The following is a 23,366-nucleotide window of genomic DNA, read 5'->3' as shown; positions in this document are numbered from 1 at the left end:
TCAACTGAATGAATTTATGCTCTTTGCCGCTGTCTCTTCAGGTCGAGCTTGCTTCAACCACTTCCATGCTTTTGGCCGCATGAGCGCTGCCAGCAGCAGTATGATCAGAATAAATATAAGTTCATAAACCAGATCCGCCACAATCGCATGAAATGACATTCGTTGGAATGTCATCGTAAGTGGCAGCGCCAAATATTTAATAAAATGGCCTCTCGAAGCCCAGACAAGCAATCCACCGATCATCGTAAATACAGCAATGACTGCCCATACACCGCCATTCATCCAGGCTTGTGCCAACGGGGAGAAACCTTTTCCTCCGCCTTCCGCATAAATATAAGGATAAAAATACCACACATACCAATCCCCAATATTTAACGGCTTAGCATGACCTGTAATTCCCTTGTATACAGCCGAAGGCAGGACATATCCAACCGCAGTCGTGTAACTTGGGTCCGCTTCCGGGTAATCCGTCACCGACAAAATATCAGCCGTAACGATAAAGGAAGAACCCGTCTCCCCATTCGAGAACGCCCAACTCTGCTCCGGCATGCTATCCATCGGAACCCCTTCAATTAAGCTCATCCTAAAATTGGTAAATAAAGGCGACAACAACAGCAGCATAAGTCCAACTAGCATGACTTGCTTCCACTTCGTCATTCTAACGTAGCCACGATCGATCATCACACCGAGACACGGCAAGATCGTAATTAAAATAAACCCTCTGCTGCCGAGACCAAAGAAGAAAAACATGCCGAGCATAAGCGTTATGAAATAAAATAAGTGCCGCTGCTTCTTTGTTCGAATAGATAATGCCAAGGTAAGCAAGGAGCTGGTAATAATCGCCTTCCACGGAAGAGATAACCCCTCAAGCTGACGCTGTGCCTGAAAGTTGCTTAATCGATTCGATACCCCAATGACACTAAAGCCACCAAGCCTCATCTGGTCGTAAATCATCATGGCAATCCCCATTAACAGCACAATCAGCGAGGGCCAATATAAGATATCGAAAATGGAGCTTTTTTCTTGCTGCTGCAACGGTAATTCAGGAACTTTCCGCTCAACTACTGCACCAATACGTCCATTCCATTGAACATTTATCGAACTTAAACAAGTCATCAGCACAATTCCGCCGATCAGACTTATATTCGCCAGTACATACAATTGAAGAATATGAACTAACCGTTCCTCTGACAAATTGTGCAAACTGCCTATGGCATGATCCAGTGGATAAGTAATGGAATACATCGTCGTAAATAACAGAAACATTGCAATCAGACTGCTAAAAAAAGAAGCTGACTTGGTCATACGCATTGACCAATAGCCAGCAATCAAGTTCATTAACACAATAGACCAAATATAAAAGGTAATCGGGTCCTGATCCATTAACTGGAGCGCGCTGTAGATGACAACTGGCACTAACACAACGCCTGTACCTGCCAGCGTTATTCTCCCTAGGCTCATGTTCTTATCCCCGCTCTCTTCCCAGCATAAAGAGCGGAAGAGTTACCGTTTTTTCCTCCGCCTGTACAAGCCGCCACTGCCGAATTCGATGATTCCAGATCAGATAAGCAAACAGCATATTAGTCACACTGACGATAATCATCGCATATCCAGCACTAATTAAAGACATGCCCAACTGAATAAACAAATATTGAGCAGCTAAGGTCACACCTACGCCTGCCGCATTAATAATTAACTGAGCTTTAAATACTCTTGCAGCCGTAAGCGCAAAACCGAACAAGGAAGCTACACATCCGATTACAGCTCCTAGCACCAGCAGAATTAACAAATCGTAATATGCGTCATAACCGCTGCCATACAGCAGACTCAGCATCCATTTGCCTGCGACTGCAATTATAATCATTGCAGCGACCCCCATACCACTGATGACATACATGGACTTGTTAAGCACTGACTTTACCGTGCCTTCATCGTGCTGTGCCCACGCTCGTGACAAACGCGGACTTACGCTTTGACCGAGCGAGGACACCACAGTTGTAATGGCAACCGTGACATACAAGAGCGCTGAATAATAGCCTAATGCCTCATGTCCATAAGCATCTGCAATCAAGTATCTTGGCACATTGGCTTGAAGAGACACCAGCATCATGACAATTCCGAGCGGCCAGCACTGCTTGATTAATCCCCACCATTGAACAGGCGAGCTGCGCCATTTGAAGCCTTTAAGACGTGCGGCTCGCGGCCAATCATACAGCATCAGCAGTAACATCCAGCTACCCGCATATGCCGCCAACGCTGTTGCAAGCTCCCCTGCATAATAATAAGTACCCCCAAACACCACAAGAGAGACGATTCCCCGCATCATAAGCGAGCTCCCGCTCCAGTCCATCTTTTCATGCTGCTGCCACCAGCCGTACAAGACGTCACTGATCGCTTCGAAGAACTTGGCTGATCCCATCAGTATGATCGCGAGAGCCGCCGTGCGATCAGGCAAGTAAACAGCTGCAAAACCTGCTACAACCAGTAGAGCCATGCACGAACTGACAATACGCAAGCTTATGTACGCCCCCGTAGGATGGTGCTTTGAAGCATCCGTCGCAATGACACCTCTGAGCTGTAAATTCGCAAGCATGAATACAGGCGCGCTGATTGCGAGCGCCAAGGAAAACAAGCCGACATCCTTTACAGAACCCATGCGAGCCAACACAACCAGCATCCCAAGTTGGCAGGCCGCGTATACTACATTTCCAAGCAACGTCCATGAGAACAATCGAAATACAGATTTTTGCTTATGCGCAAGCTTTGACAAGCGAGCTTGATCTCGCTGCATTTGTCGTGTGCGCACACGCGATATACCTTCTGTCTGTGATTCCATCTCTGTTCGGCTCCTTCTTTACACCAGCGACAGCTGTTTTTCTCCCACTTCTGTTACCGTCTGCTTATCCTTCGCTTCGTACTGAGCCATCTGATAAGTAGGCACCAACTGCCTAAGTCCCTCACGAATGATTTGATCGCTGCCGCCAAGCGCCTGCTCCAACTTAATAAGCTGCATATCAAGCACAAGCTTCGGAATAATGGATGGTTTGCCGATAAAGATGCGCTCATGCATGGTTGAGGTTAGACCTTCTTCGTCGGTTAGCAATTCTTCAAACAACTTTTCACCAGGCCGAATACCTGAGTATACAATTGGAATATCTATTTCCGGTTCATAACCGGACAACCGAATAAGCTGTCTGGCAAGATCCACGATTTTGACCGGCTTGCCCATGTCCAGGACGAATACTTCACCGCCGTCAGCAAGTGCTCCAGCTTGAATAACAAGCTGAACGGCTTCGGGAATCGTCATAAAGTAACGAATCATATCGGGGTGAGTAACCGTTACCGGGCCTCCAGCCATGATCTGTTTTCTAAAGTGAGGAATTACGCTGCCTCTGCTGCCTAATACGTTGCCGAATCGAACAGCTGCAAAAATTGTGCTGCTGTCTTTGCTAAAGCTCTGAACGATTAATTCAGCAATTCGCTTTGAAGCTCCCATGACACTCGTCGGATTAACTGCTTTATCAGTAGAGATAAGCACAAATCGCTCTGCGGCATAGCGGTCAGCACATGATGCCACGTTGCGCGTCCCTATTATGTTGTTCTTGACTGCCTCAGCCGGATTACATTCCATAAGAGGTACATGTTTGTGCGCCGCCGCGTGAAATACGATTTCTGGACGGTATTCGTTAAATAATTGGTCCATTCGTGACATATCCTGAACATCCGCAATAAGAGTCTCGATTGCCATATGCGGATATTTTTGACGTATCTCGTTCTCGATCAAGTAGATGCTGTTCTCACCATGGCCCAACATCAATAAGAGATTAGGCTGGTGCAGGGCAATTTGCCTGCACAGCTCAGAGCCAATCGAGCCACCAGCGCCCGTAATCAACACCGTCTTTTTAGTTACATAGGAAGCCGCCTCAACTAGATCCATCCGTATCGGATCCCTGCCAAGCAGTTCTTCTACATCAACTTGTACGATATCTTTAATGGATAGCTTGCCTAAAATAACATCATTCAGATGAGGTACAACCCTCACTCTGGCCTGTGTCTTCTTGCACATCTCCACAATAGGCTCCAATTCTTCCGACGATGCCGAAGGAATGGCAATAATAATGTCATCGATGTGATGACGATCCACCATCTCGGCAATGTCATGCCTTGAACCTTCCACTTGAATGCCATATACACCGCAGTGCAGCTTCGTCCTGTCATCATCCACGAAGCAAATTGGCTTCAATCTTGCAGACGACTGCTGCATCATTTCTTTTACAATTAAAGCACCACAGCTGCCAGCGCCGACGATCATCGCATTGCGGGTAACCACTGCATCGTCGACTTGTTGTTTTATGACATGTCCTCTCAGCATGCGCCAGGTAAATCTTACTCCTCCAACGCCAAGCAAAAGCGTCTCAAAGGTCCAGAGCATCGTGCTAAATGAAATTTCACGGTCAACGAACAACCAGGTCCCCGCATAAGCTAGAAATATACCAAGACCGAGCGCTTTGATTAACGAATACATTTCCCCAATGCTCGCATATTCCCATACTCTGTTATACAATTTGAAGCCGTACAAACAGGCGATTGACAACACAATAGCCAGAGCACCAAACGACAAACTTTGAATACGGTATTCGATCATCCATGTCGAACCGTATTTTAAATAGTAGGCGAGAATTGTGCTCATACCCGCCAATAATGCATCTAAACACATGAGAACGGCTATTCGCTTATAGGTTTGCATCTCATCTTTCCTCTCCTTACTATTAAAACGTACAGCTATGCCGCGTTAAGACACCTGTAGCACATGCCTTGCGGCATAACTCTACTTTTAATAAAAAAACGTTCGGGCATCTAACCCGTCCTCACACCGCACCCTTGACGAAAACGTCTAAGGCTCACCATTACCCACAGCGCGGCCGAGTATCTCCGATGATAAAGGTACGGGAGATATCACCTGTCTTCTACCGGTATCCCACCAGATGAAGACTGCGTTATTTACTTTTTATCCTCTACTCGTCCATACTTCAGCTCACTACGATTCAGTAACAAGCAACAACACTATCTCGATCCTCGTCAAATGATGGACACTCAAATTCGTTCACTATCTCGATTGGCTGTAATATTGATTCCAACTGCGATTCCATCGTTCTTCTGCCCCATTTAGAACCGCCCCGAGAATGTTGGCATTTACACGCTCCAATTGTGTACGTGTCTGATTCAGCATCTTGGCTGTCGTCCTACCGGACTGCACCACGATTAGTACTCCTTCGCAGCGCGAAGCGATCAGCTTGGCATCGTTAAACAACAGTACAGGCGGTGCGTCAAACAATACGATGTCGTACGCTGCTTTTGCTTCCTCTATTAATAGATCAAAGGACTCAGAGGCAAGCATTTTGCCTGGATCGTCCAACGCTTTGCCTGCGCTTAACAGCGTAAGGTTACGAACCGAAGTCTCTTCCCCCGCTTCACTTGGATGTGTCCGTTGCATGAGTACTTGTGACAACCCTTTACTGTTGCCCGTATCAAATACATCATGGAGCTTGGGTTTACGCAGATCACCATCAACAAGCAGTACACGTTTGCCTTCAATGGCAAAGGCTATTGCCAAGTTGCATAACGTGGTCGTCTTTCCCTCACCTGGCCGTGCAGACATCATGCCAATTACGCTTGGCGACCACACTTCATCGTCACGCTGCATGTATTGGAGCTGTGTACATAACGAACGATACATCTCTCCTATAGGGGATAAGGGCTGGTACTCCATCGTGCGGGCGAATTTACTGCTGTGTCGTGACATACGTCTCTTTCCCGCCCTTCACTTGATTGGTGTTGACGCGCACGGACTTGCCCACCATCTTCAAATGCTTGCCGCGCATTTTTGGGATATAGGCTAATGTATTTAGCCCTGATGCTTCTGCAATATCTTCCTCGCTGTAAATGCCCTCATCAAAGAAATAAATGACAAAAGCAAGCGCAAATCCAAGCACAAGCGACAACATGGCAGCCACAATGATGTTCATCATCTTGTTAGGCTTAACAGGTGCTGGCAGAACTGTAGCATCTGCCGCTGTCAGAAGAGTTACGTTGTCCACTTTCATGAGCTGAGGGATTTTCTTCACGAACAATCCCGTTACTGTGTTAGCAATTTTGGCTGCAAGCGCGTAGGAAGAATCCTCTACCGTTATCGTTACAACTTGCGTTTCATTCATGGAAGATACTTTAATCATGGATACCAATTTGTCGAGTGTATAAGGAATATCTGGATTGTTTTGAATGACATCGTCCAGTATCCAGTTCGTGCGGATTAATTCCTTATAGGTTTGGATCAATTTAATGTTGGCGTTAAGATCGTTGATGTTAATACTGCCTACACCCTCAACATCTTGTGTCTTATTGACAATAAATTTGGTAGATGCCTCATATACAGGTTTCAGGACAAAATAGCTGTAATAAACGGAAAATCCTATCCCTAACATCAGCACACAACTGATCAACCATTTACGCTTCCATAGGATCCGGATCATATGTTTAAGGTCTAATTCCACGATGCGTCTTTGCCTCCTTTTGATTAGGTATTACCTTTGTCGAGCCGGATCTAGATTGACCAAGTAACAAGCTCGCTCTTTATCAGCTTTTCTGCGTTCTGCTGCATCATCTTCGCGTATGCAGCAGAAATATGTTGTTCCACAGCAGCGTAGCCTTCTCGTAAATTAAAGGAGCGTCGCTGTAAACAATGCGCATCGGAAGCTAGGAAATGTGCACATCGCTGTCGAATTAATTCATATGCGGTGCGCATCGTTTTTCTTCCATAACCGCCTAACAGAGACATCGATGTAATTTGATACATTACTCCTTGTTCCATAAGAGCTATTGCTACATTGGGATTGTCCATTATGATCCGATGACGTTCAGGATGGGCGACAACGATACGCCACTGCCGCTCCTTCACCCACTCCATAAACAGCGGAAAGTAATCCGGAATATGATCATTCGGCCATTCCACTAACAAGTATTGGCTCTCCCCAAGCGGCTGAATGTGGCCCATTTGATACTCCAAGTCATAATCGGAGGTTAGTCTGAACTCTTGTCCCGGCAATACATTTACGTTAATTCCGTGCTTATCAAAGAGCTCATTTAAACGTATGACCTGAGCCTTTATCTGCTCAGCACCATTTCGATAGTTAACGGAATGGTGCGGGGTGGCAATGAGCGTACGGATACCTTGGCGTGCAGCCTCGTGCCCCAACCGCAAGGCATCAGCTGCATGTTTTGGCCCGTCGTCCATTCCCGGGAGCACATGGCAATGAATATCAATCATTTATGCAGCACGTCCTATCCTGTGTAGCAGATCGTATAAAATGAAGTGCGAGATTGCTCGAAATGATGTAAGATATGAAGCATAACCATGTTATGACGTATGAAAACGAGTTCTGCTTGTTGATAATGCAATTGTGGATAGTGAGCGGTACATGTGGTGTATCTTTTTTTGCTGCGGCATCATGTTGATTAATTTTTCATTTAATAAGCGAAGCAGCAATCGTTTCTCATTGTGATTAAGCTGCCATCGAACCGAGTATTCGTACATTCCCTCGGTTAATTGGCTCCATACTGGACAACCATCTATGGACAGACATACATCTTGAAGTTCAAATTCAAATCGTAGCGAGTAATCCGTCTCTTCTTGAAGCGGCAAATTCAAATTGGACAGCATTCGAAGTCCCCCAGGACTAATTGCCGTGATCAACACTTTGCTTGTCTTGACAGCCTCTATTCGATGTTGGTTAATGTGTGAGATAGACATGGAGGCGATAATCGGATTATGAAGAGCGATGCGAAGACTCATGGTGTAAGGAGGATTGTTGGCACCCATATTATGAACCCCTGTAAATGCCTCTATAGGCAGTATATGAATTTACGAATGACTAATGCTTATTTTGCCACTTGTGCAGCATGAATTTTCTAGGAATCAACCACCACGATACTATTTGTTTCGACAATACTTTTTTTCACTCTTTGTGATACAATATGTAACCTCCGACTCCTTTAATTTACGATACAAAAAGTATCGTGTCAATCGTTTTTTGTGTTACTTATGTGAATACTTACTAATAATACGCTTTCATAGATACATTCTGTTACTTTGATGTTTGTTAAGAGCGCACCATCTGATTTAAGGTGTTTGAAGGAGGCTGTTACTCATGAGTACAGGTAATCGCATTGCAGAGCTTAGGGAAGCTAAAGGATGGACTCAGGAAGATCTTGCAGCCAAATTAGGGATTACTCGAGCCGCATTGTCCCATTATGAGAAAAATCGACGTAAACCTGATTTTGAGACATTAACTTTGTTGGCGGATTGCTTTGAGGTGTCCATTGACTTTTTGGTAGGTAGAACCCTCATTCCAGATATGATCCTGTCTGAACCTGTTCGTGCCTTTGCAGATCAACTAGAATTGTCCGATGAGGATATGCTGCAACAATTTCATTTAACAATTGATGGTCATCAATTAACCGAAGAAGAAGCCAAGCGATTTATTGCCTTTGTGCGTGCTGAGCGATTGATGCGTTAGGCATGACTGGAAATGTTATCGATTCAACTTCAGAAAATAACCGCCTGGCTGGCGCTATGGCTGCAGCACAAATAAACCGTGAAGGGCTTGCAGCCCCTCACGGTTTCTCATTGTCCTTCGTAAATTGTTACTGTCCACCCATCTTTAGTCTTTTCGATGTTTCTCCAAAATCGCCTTAATATGATCAGGAGCTTCTTCTATCGAAATGCCCAACTGATCCATGACTTGAATAATATCCAGTGTAATATGGGAACGAAGCTCATCTGGAGATTGAGCCTCCTTATGCTCGCTGAGGATATTGGCCCGTTTCTTATCTTCCATCTTTATTATTACCCCACTTCACGTTATTTGTACACATTTGTGAGATTTGTCATGGATGCGTGAGACTTACCTTATTATATCGTATCTTTATGAGGTAATCTGTCGGACGATGGAGATACTTACTAGGACTTCAAATTCTATTTTTGTCGAAACTAACATCAATTTTATGAATAGTTGTCATAATATTGGTTTTTTTCCGCTCTAACGTTACTTTTTTGTAAATAGGCATGCAGCAGGAAACTGACTGTTGCCACTACAGCAATCGCAGCGGACACGCTCATCACAGCATGGAGTCCCCCGCTGTCATAAGCCGCACCTAAAGCAACTGGTCCTATCATTCTGCCTATGGAACTGATCCCACCTGCAACCCCCATGTAAAACGGAGCATTTCGACCAGCCCTCGCTGCCAGAAAGGCAGGGACAGCGGGTGATACAAGCATTTCCCCCAACGTGGCAATAATCATGGCTATAATAAAGCCGTTATAAGTCGGGAGAAGCAATATAACAACGTAAGCCAGGCCATAAAGCACTGCACTCCATGTTAGCTGTGAAGTGACCGGTTGAGCGATTGTGCGCTTCATCCACGATGTTATCGGTTGCCCCACAAAAATAAGAATACCATTTAACGTCCACAGCCAGCTGTACATCTTCATTTCCATACCTTGATCGGTTATGTGAGGGGCAACACCGCTCCCCCACAAGCTGTTCGCCATCCATATCATCATCGATCCTACAGATAGGAACAAATACAAGCGAACATTTCGTAATTGATCCCAAATCGTCAAGTCTGGAATCGCACCTTTATCAGGCATATGATCCAATTGGGTTCTTGCTCCCTTAACTGACGGAGTAGAGCTTGCCTTCACCGGGGCTGCCTCTTCCTTCATATGCTGCAAGAAGTAATAAAAAAAGACCGCAAATGCTGCCGACGTGCCTGCATTTAGAATGAAAGTCAAATTAAATGAGATGTCAGCCAAAATTCCGCTTAAAGCCGTTCCTAGTGCCACACCAATATTATTGGCCACGTAAACCACATTAAACAGCTCGTCCCGCCGATCTGCCCAGCGGAACCCAATGAAAGATTGAATAGCTGGCTGCGATAGATTGCCTGTGAATCCGATAACAAACATTGTCGCAATGTATCCCCACCAACTGGAGTAAGCGGTTACGACTAAGGACGCTTGAAATACCGACGTCACAGCCAGAGCTCCAATTAATAACTTTCTGACACCAAACTTGTAATATAGGGACCCTCCGGCAAATTGTCCTAGAACGCTGCCTAGCATTTGCATCATAATAACAAAGCCAGCTTCTGCTAACGAGCGATTAAGGACTTGATGCACAAAAATAGTCGTTAGAGGCCACATGAGGGCGGCACCTGTCGAATTAATCATACTGGCCCAAATAAATACGTTCATCTCACGCGTATAGCTGCGAAACATACCCACTGGAGAATACTTCATATCTGTGATCACCGTCTGTCCGTTTGAAATGAAGCATATGTAACACAAAGAACCTCATCCCCAGGTTCGATATATGCTTGTATCGGCTAACTCTCAAAAAATCAACCATTACAAGTATATATCGTAGCCTAGGCTTAAGGTTCGTTCAAGGAATATTTTCGCAGTCTCTTCAGAACAGTTCATATGACAGAGACAACAATATCTACAATGTGGTCAAACTAACGTTCTTAATTGCCACCAACTCGACTTAGCTCTCGCATATTGGCTTCAAATGCAGCCAATATCGCATCATCACCAACTAAGCCTTTTGCTTCAACCTTTGCAATCTGTTCTAGCATCCGCTTGTAATCCTTCGGTATGACACGTACGAACTGAGACAGCTTCGTCTCCCAATCCGCCAATATCCGGCTTCCGATAGCACTCTCCGTATGCTGAACGTGCTTCTCAATCATTTGCTTCAAATAAGCCTGTTCCTGCTTATCTTCGACGCGCTCCAGGAGCACCATCTCCAGATTGCAGCGATTCACAAATGAATTGTCCGTATCCAAAATATAAGCTACACCACCCGACATTCCCGCTGCGAAGTTGCGGCCGGTCTGCCCCAACACAATAACTCGCCCGCCGGTCATGTATTCACAACCATGGTCGCCCACACCTTCAACAACCGTCTGCACACCTGAGTTTCGGACGGCAAAGCGCTCGCCTGCTATACCTCGAATAAAGGCTTCCCCGCTTGTTGCACCATAGAATGCCGTATTCCCGATTATGACGTTGTCCTCTGCGGCGAAAGTTGCCTTCGCAGACGGCTTCACAATAAGCTTCCCGCCGGACAGTCCTTTGCCGACATAGTCGTTGCTGTCCCCCACCACCGTCAACGTCATGCCACGCGGCACAAAGGCACCAAAGCTCTGGCCTGCCGACCCGACAAAGTTAAAGCGAATCGTATCCTCAGGCAAGCCGGCTGCTCCGTACTTGCGCGTGACTTCGCTTCCGAGAATCGTGCCAGTGGCGCGGTTGACGTTCGTAATTGGGAAGCTGCCTTCGACAACGATGCCGCTCTCAAGCGCAGCCTGCGCTGCAGGAACGAGCTTCTGAATATCCAGTGTCTCTTCCAGCAGATGATTCTGCTCACGAACTTTAATCCGAGCGGAACCTTCCGGCAGCTCCGGCTGGTGCAGAAGCGAGGACAAGTCCACATGCTTTGCTTTCCAATGGTCAACCGCTTCTTTTACATTCAAGCAGCCTGTCTGACCAATCATGTCATCCATCGAGCGGAAGCCCAGCTCCGCCATAATCTCGCGCAGTTCCTCTGCTACAAATGTCATAAAGTTCACAACGTGCTGCGGATCACCTTTAAAGTTCTTGCGCAGCTCTGGATTCTGCGTGGCTACGCCTACCGGACATGTATCCAACTGGCATACACGCATCATAATACATCCAACTACAACGAGCGGCGCAGTGGAGAAGCCGTATTCTTCAGCACCTAGCAGCGCTGCAATCGCCAGATCACGACCCGTCATCATCTTGCCATCTGTCTCCAACTTCACGCGGTCACGCAAGTTGTTCAGAATGAGCGTCTGATGGGTCTCGGCAAGGCCAAGCTCCCAAGGCAAGCCCGCATGGCGAATGGAGCCTTGCGGTGATGCACCCGTCCCGCCATCATATCCGCTGACGAGGATAATGTCAGCGCGGCCTTTCGCAACGCCGGCTGCAATCGTGCCAACTCCGACCTCGGACACAAGCTTAACATTAATCGACGCACGGGGATTGGCGTTCTTTAAATCATAGATCAGCTCTGCCAAGTCCTCGATCGAATAAATATCATGATGCGGTGGAGGCGAAATTAAGCCTACACCTGGCGTAGAGCCGCGTACTTCCGCGACCCAAGGATATACTTTTCGTCCTGGGAGCTGCCCGCCTTCTCCGGGCTTCGCCCCCTGCGCCATTTTTATCTGAATCTCTTCTGCATTCACCAAGTAATTCGAGGTTACACCGAATCGACCCGATGCCACCTGCTTGATTGCGCTGCGGCGCCAGTCGCCATTCGCATCCTTCACGAATCGTGCTGGATCTTCGCCGCCCTCACCCGAATTCGACTTACCGCCGATTCGATTCATCGCAATGGCTAAACTCTCATGCGCTTCTTTTGAGATGGAGCCAAATGACATTGCTCCCGTCTTGAAACGTTTGAAGATCGAGGAAACACTTTCCACCTCATCAAGCGGAACAGCCGGGCCGATAGGCTTCATCTCTAACAACGAGCGCAGATTGTTGTTATGATTATACTCGCCTAATACGAGATTAGAGTACTTCTTATAAAGCTTATAGTCACCTTTACGGCAAGCTTCTTGCAGCGTATGGATCGTCTGTGGGTTAAACAAATGCTCCTCGCCGTTCTTACGCCATTGGTAATCTCCACCTGAATCGAGTTCTTTATCACGGCCCTCTTGGTCCGAGAATGCACGATTATGGTAGCTGAGTGCCTCAGCGGTAACTTCCTCTAGGCCAATGCCGCCGATTCGCGATGGCGTCCACGTAAAGTACTCATCTACGAACTCCGGCTTCAGGCCAATTGCTTCGAAAATCTGAGCGCCACGATACGATTGAACGGTTGAGATTCCCATCTTCGATAGAATCTTCACGACCCCTTTAGTTGCTGCCTTAATATAGTTCTTCACAGCCTTCTCATGGGAGATGCCGCGCAGCAAGCCTTGACGGATCATATCATCCAACGTCTCAAATGCCAGATAAGGGTTCACTGCACTTACCCCATAACCGAGCAGCAATGCATAATGATGGACTTCGCGCGGTTCACCTGATTCCAGCATCAGGCTGACCTTCGTACGTGTCCCTTGCCGGATCAAGTGATGATGCAGGCTCGACACAGCAAGTAATGCTGGAATGGCGGCATTTTCAGCATCAATGCCACGGTCAGACAAAATAATAATGTTATGTCCCTTGCCAATAACACGATCCGCTGCTTCGCACATCATCTTAATTGCGGCACGCAATCCTTCTGCTCCAGCAGATGCCGTGAACAAAATAGGAATCGTGATGGATTTAAAGCCAGGTCTGCGAATATGCCGCAGCTTTGCAAACTCCTCATTTGCAAGCACAGGCGTCGCAAGCTTAATGTGACGGCAGCTCTCCGGCTCTGGATGAAGCAAGTTGCGCTCCGGCCCAATCGTTGTGCCAGTCGCTGTCACGATCTCTTCACGAATCGCATCGATAGGCGGATTCGTAACTTGAGCAAATAATTGCTTGAAGTAGTTGTACAAACGTTGAGGACGGTCCGACAGCACAGCGAGCGGCGCATCGTACCCCATGGAACCGATCGGCTCCATGCCGCTCATCGCCATCGGTTCCAGTGTCTTGCGCAAGTCTTCGAACGTGAAGCCAAATGCCTGCTGACGCTGCTGCACATTCTCATGCTTCGGCTCGATTACCTCAGGTGCTTCGGGAAGATCCTCCAGACCAACGAGATGCTCATCGAGCCACTGCTGATATGGGTTCTCCGCTACGATCTGCGCCTTGACTTCCTCATCTGATATAATACGGCCTTCCGCCGTGTCGACAAGTAAAATACGTCCTGGACGCAGACGATCCTTATATAAAATACGTTCTGGTGCGATATCCAGTACGCCCGCTTCCGAACTAAGTACGATCAGATCGTCCTTTGTTACATAATAACGTGATGGACGTAAGCCATTGCGGTCAAGTATAGCGCCTATTTGTATGCCGTCCGTAAAAGCCATAGCCGCCGGTCCGTCCCAAGGCTCCATCATCGTGCTGTGGTACTCGTAAAATGCTCGCTTGGCCGGATCCATACTCTCATGGTTGGACCATGGCTCAGGTACCATCATCATGGCTACATGTGGCAGCGGTCGCCCTGACAAATACAAAAATTCAAACGTGTTATCAAACATTGCCGTATCCGATCCATCCGGGTTAATAACCGGCTTGATCTTCGCCAGTTCCTCTCCAAATATGTCAGACTGGCATAACGTCTCACGTGCGTGCATCCAGTTTACATTGCCGCGCAGCGTATTGATCTCACCGTTATGAATCATAAAGCGGTAGGGATGGGCACGCTCCCAGCTAGGGAACGTATTGGTGCTGAAGCGAGAGTGAACAAGCGCAATAGCCGATTCAAATGCTGGCTGCTGTAGATCAAGATAGAAGTGCCCTACTTGTTCTGTCGTCAACATCCCTTTGTATACGATCTTGCGGCAAGACATAGAGGGAATGTAGAAGGTGTCCGCTCCAGCTTCGCCAGTATAACGAATGGCCTGCTCTGCCCGCTTGCGGATTAAATAAAGCTTGCGCTCAAATACGAGATCTTCCTGAATGTCCGCACTTCGGCCGATAAACACCTGACGCACATAAGGTTTAACAGACTTTGCAGATTGTCCCAATGTCTCATCATTTGTAGGTACCGTACGATATCCGAGAAAAAGTTGTCCTTCCTCTTCCACGATACGACGCATCGCTGCCTCGTGACGTTCACGCAGCTCTGTATCTTGCGACATAAAGAGCATGCCCACACCGTAACAACCAGCTTCTGGCAGGTCCACATCATGAGCCTTCATCTCCTGTACAAAGAAACGGTGCGGAATCTGCAGCATAATGCCTGCTCCATCCCCCGTATTCGGCTCACTGCCTTGACCTCCGCGATGCTCCATACTGACCAACACGGTCAACGCTTGGCGAACGATATCGTGGGAATTCTGTCCTTTGATATGAGCGACGAATCCCATACCGCAAGCGTCTTTCTCATACTGCGGGTCGTATAATCCTTGCTTCGTAGGTATACCGTATTGTTTCATTGGGAAGCAACCTTTCTATATGTTATTTAATTCAGGTATGTCCGATATTTATAATTATTCATTTTAGTTATTATATCATTTTAGCACCGTACCTATTTGGTGGCAATTTATTATTTTTATGGAGCCGATAACTTTTCTTTTTATTACGAGTTTCCAATAACAGCAATATTCGCTAAAATTCATAAGAACCCCCGTCCACAAAGGGCTATTCAAGTTTGTCCTCCCTATTGTGGGCTTGCATTTTTCGCATACTTCTATAAGTTAATACAGCACACCAACAAAGAAAACGCATTCATGAATAAATGTATAATTATACGTATTTATGAATAAAATCATGTGTAGAAAGCTACAAATATTCATCCGATAAGTCTAAATGATTCCTCTCTACTCCTCCTACCCAGAACAATCTGTACATCACAAAAAACGCAGCCTCCATAAGGAGAGCTGCGTTAATAGTTGGGGCCAAAACCCCTCTTATCGTTGAATCTATTATCTTTCTACTACGACTATTAAAAATTCTTGCCTATACGAAATATAGAATTCCTATTTCACACTTACACGTACGGATGTTGACTTTCCATCAAATGTGATTTTGATGGATGCACTGCCTTTAGCAGCTCCAACTACAGTACCACGCTCCACTTTAACCTTGGTGCTGCTAGGCACCCATGTCGCTTGTGGTGTGACATCAACTACTTCACCTGTGTCATAGATCGCGCTAACTTTCCAGGAAGCACTTTGGCCTACTGTCAGTTTGATCGAGGTAGGTGTTGCTTCAAGCTTCACGAGGCGCGGCTTCACATGAACCGGCACTTCCAGCTTATTGCCTTGGAATTCGCCAACTAGCTTCGTGCTGCCAATAACGATACCTTTAACACTGGAGCCACGAACAGTGGCTACCTTTTCATTTTCTGACTTCCATTCGATACGCGAAGTTAGGGTAATCGATTTGCCGTTGCGCTGCTTACCTATTACTTTGACAGATTGGGACTTGTTTGCAGTTAAGTATACAATCTCTGGTGCGATCTCAAACGCTACGATTTCCTCTTCGATCGTGCCTTTTAAGGAAATCTTTACGTTAGAGAACGTTCCGTTAAGTGTCACTTTGCTTGCAACAAGACCTTTCATCTTCCCTTCACGAACGAGCAGGTTAGGGGAACTGGACTCCCATTTAATCTCTTGGGATACATCCTTCTCTTCACCATCTGTATAAACTACCGTTACCGTTGGCGAAGGTACTTCTCGACCCGTCACCAAAGCAAGTTCTTCCGTATTCGCGCGCAGCAGCAGTGCTTTGCGATTTACTACCGTTTTCATCGTTAACGTGTAGCCATGAACATTAGCCGTTACTTGTGTCTCGCCTGTGCTGACACCTACTAATTTGTCATCGTCTACTTTAGCGATGGCTGGGTTCGCAGAAGTCCAATTTACAACCTCGCTAATATCAATCTTATCGCCACTGAATGTAATACCCTGTACTTTAGGGAACGGCTTGGATTCATCTACAAATATTTCTTCCTTGCGCTCCTTGATGCCGTTTGCATCCGGCTTTACCGCTTCCGTCCATTCAATACTTTGAATAGATGGATATACCGTAATCTCAACAGACTTCGTTAAGCCTTTATAGCTTGCTGTAATCGTTGTCGTGCCCGCACTTTTAAATGAAACGAGCCCTTTTTCCACCGTAGCGGTCATTACATTGCTGGAAGTCCATTCTGCGTCAACTGTAACTTCCTCTTGACCACCTTGATTGTTTAATACAAATGTTTTCACTTGAATCGGGTTATCGCCTAACATGGCATGCTGCTTCTTGTCTGGTGTCATTCGCATCGCCAAATGGGAGGTGCGAACTACCGCTGTCACAGATGCTGTGCGACCCAAGTAAGAGGCTGTAATCGAAGCCGTGCCGACATTAACAGGCTTAACGACCCCTTTTTTCACTTCAATAATGTTAGCATCACTCGTCGTCCACTCGGCATTCTCAGTAACAACATCAACACTGCCATCCGGCTTCTTAGCCGTCAAGACCAGCGCCTGCTCTGTTCCACCGTAAGTGAACTCCAACAATTGATTAGGAGCAATCTTAAGCTCATCGTATGGAATACCTACGGTCAACTTGATCTTCTTCTCAATCCCTTTATGCTTAACCGTAATGTCTGCGTTACCTTTAGCTTTTAACTTAATGCTGCCTTTGGATACCTCTGCAACTTCTGTATTCGAAGAAGACCAGGCAGCATCTGCCGTCACATCGTTTTCCACGGAAGATCCTTTGTCGAAAGCATACACTTTCCAATTGGGCTTCATACCAAGCATAACGTTCAGCTCAGATGCCACTTCTTGTCCTGAATCTGCATTACGTACATAAATTTTGTCATACAGAAACTCCGATGTAACTGTCTTCTTAATGACAAACCCTTGGTATTTAGCTGTAACTTCCACGCTGCCCTTGCCTACGCCTTTCACCCAACCTGCATCCACTGTTGCGATGGTAGAGTTCTGTGAAGACCATTCCGCAAGCCCAGTTACGTCTCGTAGTTCAGTTGAACTGTCTTTTTGAATTGTGGCCAGTACTTTTAATTGAATCGATTGTCCTTCCACAACAACGGATACCGGATTAATAGATGATTCGAATTGCAGGCCGATGACTTTCTCTGCCGCTGCATGAATTGTCGTATTAAACGGCAGCATACCTACCATAAGCGCAAGAACCAGTAGCCCTGCAAACCAAGATGTCGACTTATGTCTAACGTTCACCCTATCTTCCCCTTCCTTGTTCCAGTTACTATTTAATGAAGCAACACAGTATATATTTATATAACGGTCATCGCAACCCGATTATTTATGTTCTATCGACAATTTCCATTAAATATGTTCAAAATGGGACTATCTAACTATCCCCCTTCCTTCTCTTACTAAATTGAAAGCTAGCTGTCACGCATACCGATGGCTGCTGTAACCGTATTTTCGTACACTAAGGACATCAAGTTATTCGGATCAAAACGATATAGGAACCAGAAAGGTGGATACCATAATGAGATCACGTAAACATCCCTTCACAGTCGGAATTGGAGCTGCGCTTTTGATGCTGACAAACACAATTAAACGCTCCGCATATACAAGCGCTCCCGCAGACAGTATCGTATTGACAGGTACGCAGCAGCAGAACAAAAACGCTGTTCACTCCATTCAGAAGCACGTTGTATCACAACGAACTTTTAAAGCAACACGAATTGTAAATGGACAGCAAGCTTGCCTGGTCTTGTCCCATTCCACTTTTCGCGAGCTCACTACACATGGCATCTTGCAGCAAGTAACGGAAAGAGGCTTGCAAAATGTGACTGCAAACCTGTCATTGGATTGTACGATCACTTACAGATTTGGACGCAGTCCCAATCAGGAAGAACTTTCCCTCTTGGACGATAATCATGTGAAGCCTCAATATGGCGGTTTTATCGTTGTTGGGCAAGGAAATCCGTATTATAGCTGCCTGATCGTGACGGATACAATATCTACTGAACACAACCTCTCAGGAGAAGCGATTCAAATAGCGGTGATCACATGCAGCAAGGATCCCAAAACATTGGTTTCCGACATTCTGCAAGCTGGCAGCGATATTCAACTGGTTCGCTCACGCCGTGTTTCCGCTGGTTATCCTATAAGAAAAGCGTCCTATCACAGTTAATGTGAGCGGGCGCTTTTATCATTTTACCTTCTATATAATATATATCTCTTTTGACATCTTATTATTACATCTGAGCAGCAGCACAATCTGGCGTAACTGTGCCACAAACAGCTGCAACTAACTCTCACAAGATTTATTTACCTAGAAACATCTGCACGGCTTTATTAGACGGATGCTGTACGGTCAATCTCGTCCCCAGCTCATACACCCCGGCGCATGCCGCCATCGTTAACAGATACGTCGCAAATAGCATTCCATATGAGCTGTACCAATAAGAGCCTATTGCTTTTAAACCTTCCAAAATAAGTACATGTGCCAGAAATATAAAAAACGCATACTTCCCCAGCCTCACAAACACTTTCATCCATGCTGCTTCAGCAGCAACCAAAGCTAATTTCCAGAACCATAGGATAGAACAACAGGCATACACCAGCGCGCTCACCCGGTAGAAATGCAAAGAATTGCCGAGGTCAGAAGAAGCTGCAAAAGAAAAGTGGACATCGATAATGGTAATGCCAAGCGACACCATATAGATGAAGGTAAAAACAGCAATGGAGCTTCTGCGGATAAACTGTGTTACCTTGTCCAAATGCATGCCGACAGCCATCCCTGCTATAAAATACAACATCATCCCCATAAAAGTAGGCACGATCATAATCTCCCATCCCTTTGCGATAGCAGCAGGAAGATAACGGAATGAAGTCATATAGTTAAATTGGTAAGCCACATAATATAGCAACTGCAGCAGTGCAATTATAATGGTGAACTTCACGGGATTCCATTGTAAACCTTTCCACCATAAAGGGGCGAGTATAATCAATTGTAGAAGCAAGGGGATAAAGTAGAGTTGATGAAACATGCCTTTGCCAAGCAACAGTGTAACTACAAGGTCCTTAACGCCCCATGGCCCTTGAATAAACCAGGCCATCACAAGCCCAAGGACAGTCCAAAACAAATAAGGCAGCACAAGAGCAGGTACTCTTTTTGACAACATCGTTTTATACTGCAAAGTCTTTCCTTGGAGACGGAATGTGAGTAAGAGGCCAGAAATAAATAAAAAGACTGGAACTGAAAAACGCGCCCATGCATTCAACCATACGAGCGGAAATGCACCTGCTTGCACCTTTCCTGCCCACTCGGCATGGTCTGAATACTGAGCCGCAATTCCCATCGACAACACATGGATAAGCACAACACCGACGATAGCAATCCCCCGCATCGCTTCGAGGTCCCATCGTTTATTAGCTTGAGACACCTGTAGTCCTCCCTTAATTAATAGCTTCCCGGTATCGCAGCGCTGTTAAATTTCGATTACACACGAATTCGCCACCCAATTGGAAATTCCTTCTTACCCCATCCTCATCTTGAACTTTTCAACCTGTTGCCTAAGTCTTAAGAAGCCAGTCCCAAGCCATCAATGTGAACACTTTACAATAAAATAACCTCCTGACCGCGGATCAACCGACAGTTCAGGAGGTTATATGAGTTAAGTGCTATTAAGCTGACAGAGAAGCACTGCCTGCTTCCGCTCTGCTCTTGCGAGCACGAGAGATAAAGAATCCAAGTGTCAATGCAGCAAATGCCGCCATGTAGATTGCAAGCACTCCTGCTTGGCCCCACATATGATCGAAGTCGCCACTTGAGATGACTGCTTTGAATCCATTAACTGTATATGTCATTGGCAACCATGGACCAATTGCTTGCATTGCAGATGGTGTAAGCTCCATCGGGAACGTACCTCCGCAAGATACCAATTGAAGAATTAGCAAGACGATCGCGATGAAACGTCCTGGGTTGTCAAACACCGTAACGAGTGATTGGATAATCAGCATAAATGTCATACTTGTGAAAATACTAAACGTGATAAACAAGCCGACGCTCTTCACTTCTAAGCCGAGTCCTGAAAGCATAATCCAGTCTGCAAGCAGCGCTTGGATAACACCTACAGAGATAAACAGCATCGTTTTACTGAAGAAGCGGCTCCAGCCGTTAGCAAGCGGATCTGGAGATTCTACCAATGGAAGCACAATTGTCAAAATAAGTGCTCCTACAAACAAGCCCAGTGACAAGAAGTAAGGTGCAAATCCTGTACCGTAGTTCGGAACTTCGTTTACAGCCGACTCTACGACTTTAACAGGCTCCGCGTACATCTTGATACGTGCATCAGATGACTTCACGGAAGATGCCTCATCTGCAGCGTCTGTCAATTTGGTAGCCAGCTCATCAGAGCCATCGTTTAACTTTTTAACGCCATCTTGCAATTTGCCAGTACCTTCATCTAACAGCTTCGCGCCGTTAGCCAATTGACCAATTGCTTTCGTCGCTTCACCTACGCCACTTTGCAGCTTGGATGTACCTGCTGCAAGCTGATCTGCACCTGCTGCAAGCTTCTTGCCGCCTACAGCTGCTTCACCCAGCTTCGTACCAAATTGATTCATGCCGGCCACCAATTGACCTTGGCCTGCCTTCAATTGACCTGCACCAGCGACAAGCTGCTGCTGGCCTTGGTTAAGCTGCTCTGCTCCTTGCAGTACCGCCTGGCTTGCGCCAAGCAACTGCTTCACGCCAGGATCTTGTGCGAGTGCAGGGTTCGCTTTTACGAGCATTTGCAAACCACCAGCAAGCGCCTTGGCACCTTCCGTCAACTTCGCGCTACCTTGAGCGGAAGCATTCAAGCCTTGCTCCAGACCCGCTGCGCCCTGCTGTGCTTTGGCTGCACCTTGTTCCAATTGCTTGTGCGCCGCTGACAATTGACCCAAGCCGCCACTTAATGTAGTTGCGCCTTGTTTCAAGTCTCCTGCGCCTTTATTTAACTGTCCGATCCCTCCGCTAAGAGGTGCTGTACCTTGCTTCAATTGAAGCGCACCGTCAGCGAGCTTCGCCATGTTTGTTTTTAATTCTTTCGTACCATCAGCAAGCTCTTTCGTTCCATCATGAAGCTTAGTCGCTCCATCGCCGGCTTTTTGCAAGCCATCAGCTACTTTTTCGACTTGCTCAAACATCAATGTTGTGTAAGCCTCAGTTATCGTCTTGGATATTTCAGCATTCACTTGTTTCACTGCCGTACCGCCAATCTGAGCGGCCAAGAAGTTGTGACCTTCATTCGTGCGGAACAACAGTTCTGCAGCTTTAGGCTCATCTTCAAGCAGTGTAGTTGCCTGTTTAGAGAAATTACTTGGAATCGTAATCGTCATATAATAACGATCGGCCTTCAGACCTTCTTCTGCTTCCTTTTCATCAACAAACTGGAAGTCAAAGTCTTTACGCTTCTTCAATTCATCGCTAAGCTCTTTACCAGCTTCAAACGTCTTTCCCTCAAATGTAGTGCCCTGATCTGCGTTAACGATAGCAACTGGTAGATCCTGAAGCTTCGCATAAGGGTCCCAGAACGTTCCCAAAAATAATCCACTGTACATCAGCGGTACCATAATGACCGCGATAACCGGGATTAGCAGCTTCGGATTCCGAAACACGCGGCCCCATTCAGCAGCAAATAATCGTGTACCTTTCATTACATCTCACCTCTATATTTATTTTGCATTTTCCACTCCAATGTGATGAAATGCATAGATAACTCACTTGAGAACTTCCTGACTGTAAAGCCCAATTGGTCATTGAGGGTATAATAAAACGCCGCGTCATGTAAGTAGAAATGGCTCTTCTCTCTTTGCATTCCCACTTGTTAGCCGTGACGTTTAGAGCAGCACTGAATCAGGACACCGATATACCTTTTACAAAGTAATTCAAAAAGTGTTCTTTAATTGTCTCTTTATCTAGAGGCTCATACAGCTTGCTCCATTCCGTCGTCAGCGACTTGTACAACTGAACCAAGACAAAGCTCATAATCTTGGTATCACCTGGCGCGATGTCGCCTTTATCCATTGCCAGGAGCAGCTGCCGTTCGACGTAGCGAAGAAGTTCACCCTCAATGCGATTCAACGCTTCTTTAGCCATCGGCGTACCGAAGTCACGCAGTTCTTGCGACAGCTTCAGTGCCAACTCATGGCGGCTGCGGAATTCAAGCGCCCGATCAAGTACGCGGTACAAGTTATCAAAGAAGGAGCTATCTTCCTTAATCTCACCGTCTGCGATATCTTTCATCTCATGGATGACTTGCATTATGATCTCGTCAAACAACTCTTCTTTATTCGTGAAGAACGTGTAGATCGTACCTTTACCAACCTTAGCAATCTTGGCTACTTGATCCATCGTAGTCGCCTTATATCCAAACAGCGCGAATGACTGAGTGGCTGCTTCTACTATTTGCTTCCGTCGATCCACTGACATTTCATAACTCCTTTCTTTTATCTATTTTTTGGTGAACTCTGGAGACCGTCCGACCAACTGACCGTTTCGTTTATTTGGTCACTCGTTATCATGAAAACTACTTTATCACATTGAAAATCGTTTTTCAACACTTTTTTCAAAATTTTCATCACTTTCATTTATACAAACATCCATTCGATTGGTTGATGCTTCATTTTACAATTCAGGTTATAAT

The 23,366-nt window shown here is 46.1% G+C and carries 16 protein-coding genes; 2 read left to right on the top strand and 14 right to left on the bottom strand.

All coding sequences use genetic code 11. The annotated features are described in order from the left end of the window. The 7 genes from wzy to QP775_RS14135 all read right to left on the bottom strand — a co-directional run bounded on the left by wzy (position 1) and on the right by QP775_RS14135 (position 7,876). Complete coding sequence (gene wzy / locus QP775_RS14165; RefSeq protein ID WP_285106902.1) at positions 1 to 1,461, bottom strand: O-antigen polysaccharide polymerase Wzy; 1,461 nt, start codon at positions 1,459 to 1,461, stop codon at positions 1 to 3. Positions 1,462 to 1,465: 4 nt separating this feature from the next. Further along, positions 1,466 to 2,836: a lipopolysaccharide biosynthesis protein gene (locus QP775_RS14160; protein WP_285106900.1), complete on the bottom strand. Its 1,371-nt coding sequence runs from the start codon at positions 2,834 to 2,836 to the stop codon at positions 1,466 to 1,468. A gap of 18 nt (positions 2,837 to 2,854) precedes the next feature. Continuing rightward, positions 2,855 to 4,747 carry a polysaccharide biosynthesis protein gene (locus tag QP775_RS14155; RefSeq protein WP_285106898.1) on the bottom strand — a complete coding sequence of 631 codons (1,893 nt, stop codon included), beginning with the start codon at positions 4,745 to 4,747 and terminating at the stop codon, positions 2,855 to 2,857. Positions 4,748 to 5,107: 360 nt separating this feature from the next. Next, positions 5,108 to 5,803 carry a CpsD/CapB family tyrosine-protein kinase gene (locus QP775_RS14150; RefSeq protein ID WP_239330148.1) on the bottom strand — a complete coding sequence of 232 codons (696 nt, stop codon included), beginning with the start codon at positions 5,801 to 5,803 and terminating at the stop codon, positions 5,108 to 5,110. After that, the gene (locus tag QP775_RS14145) at positions 5,784 to 6,551 is read right to left on the bottom strand and encodes a YveK family protein (protein WP_239330151.1); all 768 of its coding nucleotides are present in this window, start codon (positions 6,549 to 6,551) and stop codon (positions 5,784 to 5,786) included. The genes QP775_RS14150 and QP775_RS14145 overlap by 20 nt, the downstream gene beginning before the upstream one ends. 50 nt (positions 6,552 to 6,601) lie before the next feature. Then, positions 6,602 to 7,324, bottom strand: coding sequence for a tyrosine-protein phosphatase (locus tag QP775_RS14140; protein WP_285106895.1), 723 nt, complete (start codon positions 7,322 to 7,324; stop codon positions 6,602 to 6,604). 90 nt (positions 7,325 to 7,414) lie between these two features. After that, positions 7,415 to 7,876, bottom strand: coding sequence for a hypothetical protein (locus tag QP775_RS14135; RefSeq protein ID WP_239330157.1), 462 nt, complete (start codon positions 7,874 to 7,876; stop codon positions 7,415 to 7,417). Positions 7,877 to 8,204: 328 nt separating this feature from the next. Between QP775_RS14135 and QP775_RS14130 the strand changes: the two genes are divergently transcribed. After that, the gene (locus QP775_RS14130) at positions 8,205 to 8,573 is read left to right on the top strand and encodes a helix-turn-helix domain-containing protein (RefSeq protein ID WP_239330160.1); all 369 of its coding nucleotides are present in this window, start codon (positions 8,205 to 8,207) and stop codon (positions 8,571 to 8,573) included. A 144-nt stretch (positions 8,574 to 8,717) separates the two neighbouring features. Here QP775_RS14130 and QP775_RS14125 read toward each other — a convergent pair whose 3' ends face one another. The 4 genes from QP775_RS14125 to QP775_RS14110 all read right to left on the bottom strand — a co-directional run bounded on the left by QP775_RS14125 (position 8,718) and on the right by QP775_RS14110 (position 17,937). Beyond that, on the bottom strand, positions 8,718 to 8,894 hold the full coding sequence (locus QP775_RS14125; RefSeq protein WP_239330162.1) for a hypothetical protein: 177 nt from the start codon (positions 8,892 to 8,894) through the stop codon (positions 8,718 to 8,720). Between the two features lie 164 nt (positions 8,895 to 9,058). Next, positions 9,059 to 10,369, bottom strand: a complete 1,311-nt coding sequence (locus QP775_RS14120; RefSeq protein ID WP_285106891.1) for an MFS transporter — start codon at positions 10,367 to 10,369, stop codon at positions 9,059 to 9,061. A gap of 215 nt (positions 10,370 to 10,584) precedes the next feature. Continuing rightward, a complete protein-coding gene (gene gltB / locus QP775_RS14115) occupies positions 10,585 to 15,183 on the bottom strand; it encodes a glutamate synthase large subunit (RefSeq protein ID WP_285106889.1) in 4,599 nt (1,532 codons plus the stop codon). A 543-nt stretch (positions 15,184 to 15,726) separates the two neighbouring features. Then, positions 15,727 to 17,937 carry a bacterial surface protein gene (locus tag QP775_RS14110; protein WP_285106887.1) on the bottom strand — a complete coding sequence of 737 codons (2,211 nt, stop codon included), beginning with the start codon at positions 17,935 to 17,937 and terminating at the stop codon, positions 15,727 to 15,729. 277 nt (positions 17,938 to 18,214) lie between these two features. Here QP775_RS14110 and QP775_RS14105 point away from each other — a divergent pair, with 277 nt between their 5' ends. Continuing rightward, positions 18,215 to 18,865 (top strand): lipoprotein BA_5634 family protein, encoded by a 651-nt coding sequence (locus QP775_RS14105; RefSeq protein ID WP_285106885.1) that lies wholly within the window; start codon positions 18,215 to 18,217, stop codon positions 18,863 to 18,865. 133 nt (positions 18,866 to 18,998) lie between these two features. On the opposite strand, the gene QP775_RS14100 is transcribed toward QP775_RS14105, so the two are convergent. From QP775_RS14100 to QP775_RS14090, 3 genes are all read right to left on the bottom strand, one after another. Continuing rightward, entirely contained in the window at positions 18,999 to 20,120 is a 1,122-nt protein-coding gene (locus tag QP775_RS14100) for an acyltransferase (RefSeq protein ID WP_285106883.1), read from the bottom strand. Between the two features lie 241 nt (positions 20,121 to 20,361). Beyond that, positions 20,362 to 22,377, bottom strand: coding sequence for a YhgE/Pip domain-containing protein (locus QP775_RS14095; protein WP_285106881.1), 2,016 nt, complete (start codon positions 22,375 to 22,377; stop codon positions 20,362 to 20,364). Positions 22,378 to 22,576: 199 nt separating this feature from the next. Further along, the gene (locus QP775_RS14090; protein ID WP_239330212.1) at positions 22,577 to 23,152 is read right to left on the bottom strand and encodes a TetR/AcrR family transcriptional regulator; all 576 of its coding nucleotides are present in this window, start codon (positions 23,150 to 23,152) and stop codon (positions 22,577 to 22,579) included. Positions 23,153 to 23,366: the final 214 nt, after the last annotated feature.

The organism is Paenibacillus sp. UMB4589-SE434 (assembly GCF_030226685.1).
Lineage (GTDB): Bacteria > Bacillota > Bacilli > Paenibacillales > Paenibacillaceae > Paenibacillus_B.
This window is presented reverse-complemented; position numbering and strand designations above follow the sequence as displayed.

What these genes read in the sequence shown, in the direction of transcription:
- QP775_RS14135 (WP_239330157.1), bottom strand. Translation starts at nt 7,876, where the DNA reads ATGGGTGCCAACAATCCTCCTTACACCATGAGTCTTCGCATCGCTCTT.
- QP775_RS14140 (WP_285106895.1), bottom strand. Translation starts at nt 7,324, where the DNA reads ATGATTGATATTCATTGCCATGTGCTCCCGGGAATGGACGACGGGCCA.
- gltB (WP_285106889.1), bottom strand. Translation starts at nt 15,183, where the DNA reads ATGAAACAATACGGTATACCTACGAAGCAAGGATTATACGACCCGCAG.
- QP775_RS14095 (WP_285106881.1), bottom strand. Translation starts at nt 22,377, where the DNA reads ATGAAAGGTACACGATTATTTGCTGCTGAATGGGGCCGCGTGTTTCGG.
- QP775_RS14125 (WP_239330162.1), bottom strand. Translation starts at nt 8,894, where the DNA reads ATGGAAGATAAGAAACGGGCCAATATCCTCAGCGAGCATAAGGAGGCT.
- QP775_RS14160 (WP_285106900.1), bottom strand. Translation starts at nt 2,836, where the DNA reads ATGGAATCACAGACAGAAGGTATATCGCGTGTGCGCACACGACAAATG.
- wzy (WP_285106902.1), bottom strand. Translation starts at nt 1,461, where the DNA reads ATGAGCCTAGGGAGAATAACGCTGGCAGGTACAGGCGTTGTGTTAGTG.
- QP775_RS14150 (WP_239330148.1), bottom strand. Translation starts at nt 5,803, where the DNA reads ATGTCACGACACAGCAGTAAATTCGCCCGCACGATGGAGTACCAGCCC.
- QP775_RS14105 (WP_285106885.1), top strand. Translation starts at nt 18,215, where the DNA reads ATGAGATCACGTAAACATCCCTTCACAGTCGGAATTGGAGCTGCGCTT.
- QP775_RS14090 (WP_239330212.1), bottom strand. Translation starts at nt 23,152, where the DNA reads ATGTCAGTGGATCGACGGAAGCAAATAGTAGAAGCAGCCACTCAGTCA.
- QP775_RS14155 (WP_285106898.1), bottom strand. Translation starts at nt 4,747, where the DNA reads ATGCAAACCTATAAGCGAATAGCCGTTCTCATGTGTTTAGATGCATTA.
- QP775_RS14130 (WP_239330160.1), top strand. Translation starts at nt 8,205, where the DNA reads ATGAGTACAGGTAATCGCATTGCAGAGCTTAGGGAAGCTAAAGGATGG.